The organism is Actinomadura geliboluensis (assembly GCF_005889745.1).
In the GTDB taxonomy this organism is placed as follows: Bacteria; Actinomycetota; Actinomycetes; order Streptosporangiales; family Streptosporangiaceae; genus Spirillospora; species Spirillospora geliboluensis.
Genome location: NZ_VCKZ01000475.1, coordinates 1 through 6,555, shown reverse-complemented (window position 1 = coordinate 6,555; position 6,555 = coordinate 1). Strand labels below are relative to the sequence as shown.

The window sequence follows — 6,555 nt, the reverse complement described above, 5'->3', positions numbered from 1 at the left end:
GCTACGAAGAGGCCGCGGCCGGTGGGGCCGCCCAGCGGGGCGTTGCGGGGGAGGCGTAGGCCGAAGAGGTCGCCGTCGTCGGGGGAGTCGACGGACAGCAGGACGCCGGAGCGGGAGCGGCGGGTGTCGGAGAGGAAGCCTCGGTAGCCGCGGCCGAGGTCGGCGGTGGTGCCGCCGATGACGACGGCGTGCTCGCCGTCGCGGGCGGTGCGGAGGACGTCGCGGAGGGCGTCGTCCAGGTCGGTCTCGTCGAGGAGTTCGGCGTCGTCGACGATGACGGCGTAGCGGTGTTCGTCGCCGATGGCGTCCGCGAGGTCGTCGGGGTCGGAGTCGGCGGTGAGGACGCCGAGGACGCCGGGGCGGTCCGCGAGGGTGCGGAGCGGGGAGCGGCGGGGCGTGACCAGGACGACGGGGACGAGGCCGCCGCCAACGGCCGGGTCGAGGAGCGAGTGGACGATCGTCCGGAGCGTGGTGGAGCGTCCGGAGCGCGGCGGGCCCGCGACGGTGAAGCCCGGGCCGTCGCTGCGCAGGTCGACGCCGACGGGCGCGAGGGTGTCGCCGCCGACGCCCACCAGCGCCCACAGCGCCGACGGGGCCAGGAACTCGCGATCGAGCGACATCGCCTCGCGGTAGGTGACGCGGTCGGGCAGCTCGTCCACGCGGAGGGGGCGACGGCGGCGGGGCAGGCGCCCGTAGCGGGACACGCAGGTGCGGGCGATCTCCTGGAGCGCGGCGGCCTGCCCGGCGCCGGACGGGTCGTCCCCCAGCAGCGCGATCTGCGACTCGCGCGGCGGCGCGCCCGGCTCGGCGGGTCCGGGAGGTTCGAGGGCGCGGCCGGGCGGCATGGCGGCGGGGATCTGGCGGTCCTGGAGGCCGCCGTAGCCGTAGTCGTTCGGGTCGGCCATGCGCAGCAGGAGGCGGCGGTCGAAGACGGTGGAGATCTGGCCGCCGAGGCCGGAGCGGTCGCCGGTGAAGACGGCGCGGAGGCCGACGGCGGCGCCCTCGCGCAGGAGGTGGACGGCCTGGTCGACGAGGCGGCCGTAGTCGTAGTGCTCGAACGCGCCGAGGAAGCCCTCCCAGCGGTCGAGGAGCAGCACCATCCAGGGGAGGCGGTCGGTGGCGGCGACGGCGGCGCGCTGCTCGGCGAGGGTGGCGAAGCCGGCCTCGGCGAGGAGCTGCTGGCGGCGGGCGACCTCGGCGGTGAGGGCGGTGAGGAGGCGTTCGCAGCGGTCGAGCTGGTCGCGGGTGACGACGGCGCCGCAGTGCGGCAGGGACACCAGGGGGAGCAGCGCGTTGGCGCCGCAGTCGATCGCGTACAGGTGCGCGTCGTAGGGGGAGCAGGACGAGGCGAGGGAGCCGGCGATGGTGCGCAGCGCGGTGGAGCGGCCCGACTGGGCGGACCCGGCGAGGTAGAGGTGGCCGCCGGCGGTGAGGTCGAGGGCGAGTTCCTCGCGGGACTGGACGGCGGGCAGGTCGGTGATGCCGAACCGGATCGGCGGGACGTCCACGACGGAGCCGCCCGCGGCGGTGCGCGGCGTCAGCTTGATCATGTCCGGCAGCGGGCTCAGCCACGGGGACGGCCGGCGGGCGATGCCGGCGCGGCGGGCGGCCTCGTCGACGGCCTGGACGAGGACGCCGAGGTCGGTGGCGAGGGTGGTGTCGTCGGCGGCCTCGCGGGGCGCGGGCAGCGGGTGGCCGAGGCCCTGCCAGGGCAGCGCGAGGACGGTGGTGCCGGGGCCGGCGGGGCCGCCGCGGCGGCCGCCGATCCGCGCGGACTGGACGGGCTGCGGCGCCGCCATGCCGGAGCGGACGTAGCAGCGGCCCGGGGTCGACTTGGAGATCTGCGCGGCCTCGGGCGAGTCGAGGACGTCGGTCGATTCGTCCGGGTCGGTGACGCGGAGCGCGATGCGCAGGTTGGTGTTGGCGCGGATGTCGGCGGTGACGACGCCGGCGGGGCGCTGGGTGGCGAGGATGAGGTGGACGCCGAGGGACCGGCCGCGGCGGCCGATGTCGACGAGGCCGGTGACGAAGTCGGGCAGTTCGGTGACCATGGCGGCGAACTCGTCGATGATGAGGACGAGGCGCGGCATGGCGGGCAGGCCGGGGTCGGCGGTGCGCAGGTCGTTGTAGTCGTCGACGTCCTTGGCGCCGGCGTCGAGGAGGATCTCCTCGCGGCGGCGGAGTTCGGCGGCGAGGGATTCGAGGGCGCGTTCGGTGGCGTGGCCGTCGAGGTCGGTGACCATGCCGACGGTGTGGGGGAGGCGGGCGCAGTCCTTGAACGCGGCGCCGCCCTTGTAGTCGATGAGGACGAACGTCATCTCGTCCGGGCGGTTCGCCACGGCGAGGGACGCGATGAGGGTTTGCAGTAGTTCCGACTTGCCCGCGCCTGTGGTTCCTGCGATGAGGCCGTGGGGGCCGTCTGTGCGGAGGTCGATCTCGTAGGGCTGCCCTGAGCCGAGGCCGATGGGGACGCGTGTGGTGCGGCCCGTCCTGCCCCATGACTGGAGGATGTGCTCAGCCGTGGGTTCGGGCATGCCGAGGATGTCGAGGAGCCGTACGTCGGCCGGTATGGAGTCGGCGGGGTCTTCGCGGGACACGTCCCGGACGGGGGCCAACGCGCGCGCCACCCGGTCTGTCCAGGCGGGGGAGACCTGGTCGGCGAGCACCGGGCCGACCACTTCGAGCCCTTGCCCTTGGAGGCGGAGCTGGGACGGGCGCTGCGGGTCCCAGGCGGCGACCAGTTGGCACTCTTCGGGGAGCAGACGTTCCTCGTCGTCCACGCAGATGGCGTAGAGGCCGTACTCGGCGCCTCGTGACAGGAGCATCGGCATGCCGGGTAGGCGACGCAACGCGCGCGCGCCGTCGAGCACGATCAGGATGTTGTACGGGACGGACGGCACCGCGTCCTGCCCGAAGAACGACGACTCGGCCTGTGCGGTACGGCGCCGTTCGGTGACGCGGATCGCGAGTTCGGTGATGCGGTGCGCAGCCGACTCGGTGTCGGCCCCGACGAGGGCCACGCAGTCCTCGCCTTCGCGCGGCGCGCAGTGCGGCAGCCAGCGCACCCAGTTCCACTCGTCCCCCGCCTGCTGGTCGGCGGAGAGGACGACGATGGCGAGGTCGCGGGGGCTGTGCAGGACGGCGGCCTGCGCGACCATCCACCGGGCGAGCGCGCGGGAGGCGTACCTGGGGCCGGTCAGCCCGACGACGCCGAGTTCGCGGAGCGGCAGCGCCACCGGGACCCGCCGGGCCGCCGGGATCGGCACGGCGCGCGGGTCGCCGGTCAGCTCGATGCGGGCGGGCAGGTCGGCGAGCCCGACCCGCAGGTGCAGGACGTCGGCGTCGTCGCGGCGCCGCTCCCACAGGCGGCGGCGCGGGCCCGTGGCGGTGAGCAGCACCTCGGCGGGGTCGGGGTGCAGGGCGCGCCGCTCGGCCTCGTCCGCGCGCCGCAGCCGCTCCAGCTCGCCGTCGAACTCGCCCGCTCTGCGGTGATACTCCTTCAGCGCCTTCTTGTACGACTTGCGGCCGTGCAGCCGGTCGCCGATCCATTCGCCGACCGTCATCACCGGCCAGGCCAGCGCGAACAGCGCCCACCACCACTGGCCGAGCGCGAACGCCATGACCAGGCCGAACGCCGAGAACAGCAGCGCGCCGAACAGCCGGAGCCGCTCGCGCGGGTTGCGTTCGGGGCGCTTCGGGACGTCCAGCGTCCGCACCCGGTCGGCCGGGTGCAGCCGCGGCGGCCGGTTGAACGCGAGCCCGCCCTCGGGGAGCGGTTCGAGGTGGGTGTCGGGCGCGGCGCTCGGGGCGAGCGCGAGCACGCTGTCGCCGACCGTCAGCAGCGCCTCCGCGGGCCAGGCGGTCCTCGCGCCGAGCGGCGTGCCGTCCAGCGCGGCGGCGCCCTGCATCGTCATCGCGGACGCCTCGACCGCGACGGTGTCGCGCGCGACCGTGAGCCGCAGGGACCGCGCCGGGACGGACGGGTCGTCCAGCACCACGTCCACGTCGCGCCCGGAGCCGATGGTGCTGGTGCCGAGCCCGAGCCGGTGCACCGACCCGGCGGCCGGGCCGCCGATGACCCGGACCTCGACGAGGCCGGTCGGCTCGGCGAGGACGGTGGCGGCGGCGCCGCGCTGCTCGACGGCGACGACGGCGCCGTCCCGCAGCTCCTTGACGGCGAGGGCCTGCGGGTCGAGCATCCGGCCGTCCATCCACAGCGCCCTGCGCGGGCCGCGCCCGTCCTTGGCGAGCAGGGCGGCCTTGGAGAAGCGCGGCGTGAGGGCCGGCGGGGCGCCGTCGAGGACGGCCGCGAGCGACTGCGCGATCCCGCCGACGGTGGCCTCGGCGTCGACGTCGATGACGACATCGCGAGGACCGCCGCCGGTCAGCGCCGTGAACGAGATCCGCATCCGAGCCTCCGACGTCCGCTGGTCGACCGGAGTCAGCTTAGGCATCAACCCCGGCGGACTTCCGGTAGGCGGCGATGATCGTTTCGAGGGCGTCGTCCAGCGGGGTGGGAGCCATCCCGAACGTCGCCTGAAAAGCGGAGGAGTCGAGAACGTACGGCTTGTCGAACTGGTAGCGGGTCTCCCGCAGCTCCTTCAGCAGCGGGGAGAACAGTCCGAGCGCGCGGAACACGGCGCGCGGCACCTCGGTGACCCGCGGCTTCGGCGCGCCCGCGATCGCGCACAGCCGCTCCGCGACCTCCAGCGTGGACACCGCCGGCGCCGTCGGGACGTGCCAGACGCGGCCGAGCGCCCGCTCGTCCGTGCCGGCGATGGCGAGCGCCTCGGCGACGTCCGGCAGGTACGTCCACGAGTGCGGGACGGACGGGTCGCTGAAGTACAGCACCCGCTTGCCCGCCAGCAGCGGCTTCACGAACCGGGTCTCGCCGATGTACGCCTGGTCGGTGCTCCGGGGCCCGTAGTAGTCGGACGGCCGCAGCTCGGTGGTCCGGATGCGGCCGGCCTCGTGCGCGGCGAAGGCGTCCCGCGACATCTTCGCCCGCACCTGCCCCTTCGTGCCGGGCGCGGCGAGGGGCAGGTCTTCGGTCATCGGCCCGTCGACCGGCCCGTACAGGTAGAGATTGCTCAGCGTGACCAGGACGGCCCCGGTGTCCTCGGCGGCGCCGAGGAAGGACGCCGCCATCGGCGGCCAGTCCTGCACCCAGCGGTGGTACTGCGGGTTGACGCAGTTGTAGAGGGCGTCGGCGCCCCTGGTGATCTGCGTCAGCCGGGTCCGGTCCGCGACGTCGGCGGCGATCCGCTCGACGCCCTCGGGCCCCGATCCCGACCGCGTCACGACGACGACGTCATGCCCGCGCGCGGTGAGCCGCTCGGCGAGGTGCGCCCCGACCTGCCCCGCTCCGACGATCACGTGCTTGCCCATGTCCCTGCTCCTTCGGTTCAGTGCTCTGTAACGAGAGCGATGCTCTCTCGCGAGAGCGGTGTTGTCAAGAGCAGTGCTCTCGCTTCAGTGCATCGCTCTGTTAATCTCGGGGCATGAGCGAACCGAACCGGGGCGCGACGGCCCCGCACGGGAGGCGCGCATGAGCGCGGGACGGACGGCGCGCGAGCGGGTGCGGGCCGAGCTGATCAGGGAGATCACCGAGATCGCGCGGCGGCAGCTCGCCATCGAGGGCGCGGCCGGCCTGTCGCTGCGCGCGGTCGCCCGCGAGATGGGCATGGTGTCGTCGGCGATCTACCGGTACTTCCCGAGCCGCGACGACCTGCTGACCGCGCTGATCATCGACGGCTACAACGCGATCGGGGACGCCGTCGAGCGCGCCGACGCGGCGACCGACCCCGGCGACTTCGCCGGCCGGTGGCTCGCGGTGTGCAGGGCCGTCCGAGGGTGGGCGCTGGAGCATCCGCACGAGTACGCGCTGCTGTACGGGTCGCCCGTCCCCGGCTACACGGCGCCTCAGGACACCGTCCCCGCAGCCGTTCGCGACACGCTGGTCTTCACGCGCATCATCAGCGAGGCGCACGCCGCCGGTGCGCTCGACCCCGCAGGACCGCTCCCGCCCGCGCCGCCCTCACTCGCCGCCGACCTGGCCCGCGCGCGCGCCGCACTACCCATGGATCTCCCCGACGACGTGATGACTCGGGCCTTCACCGCATGGGCCGGCTTGTACGGAACTGTCAGCTTTGAATTGTTCGGGCAATTCAACAACGTGATCGAGGAGGAACGGTCCGCCTACTTCGACCACTCCATGTCCCTGCTCGGCCGCCTCGTCGGCCTGGAACCGTGACGCGGCGCGGCCTCCCCGGGCCTCCCGCGGTCTCGCGGGGCATCCACGGACGTGTCCAGCATGTGGTCAGTGACGCATGTGACTGGTGGTAAGTAGCCATGTGACCAAAGAATTCGCAGGTCACCACCGTCCGCCCGGATACGGAACGGCTTCACCTCACCGAATCCATTGACGGGACCTTGCCGCCCCCGCAAGCATGGATTGCTCGGCATGCGCGGAATCCCTGGGACGGGGGGCCGCGGAAGGGCGGGAAGGAGCGCGTGGGCAGCGCGATGAAGGCCAACCAGTCGACCATCTCCGGC

General features: G+C 74.0%; 3 protein-coding genes. 1 reads left to right on the top strand and 2 read right to left on the bottom strand.

Annotated elements, in window-relative coordinates; genetic code table 11:
- Both ETD96_RS38895 and ETD96_RS38890 read right to left on the bottom strand, forming a co-directional pair.
- On the bottom strand, nt 1–4,454 hold a 4,454-nt coding region (locus ETD96_RS38895), incomplete at its 3' end, for an FtsK/SpoIIIE domain-containing protein (RefSeq protein WP_338072655.1).
- Entirely contained in the window at nt 4,447–5,388 is a 942-nt protein-coding gene (locus tag ETD96_RS38890) for an NAD-dependent epimerase/dehydratase family protein (protein WP_138641496.1), read from the bottom strand. The genes ETD96_RS38890 and ETD96_RS38895, both read right to left, overlap by 8 nt.
- Nucleotides 5,389–5,548: 160 nt before the next feature.
- On the opposite strand from ETD96_RS38890, the gene ETD96_RS38885 reads away from it, so the two are divergent.
- On the top strand, nt 5,549–6,253 hold the full coding sequence (locus ETD96_RS38885; protein ID WP_138641495.1) for a TetR/AcrR family transcriptional regulator: 705 nt from the start codon (nt 5,549–5,551) through the stop codon (nt 6,251–6,253).
- Nucleotides 6,254–6,555 lie beyond the last annotated feature (302 nt).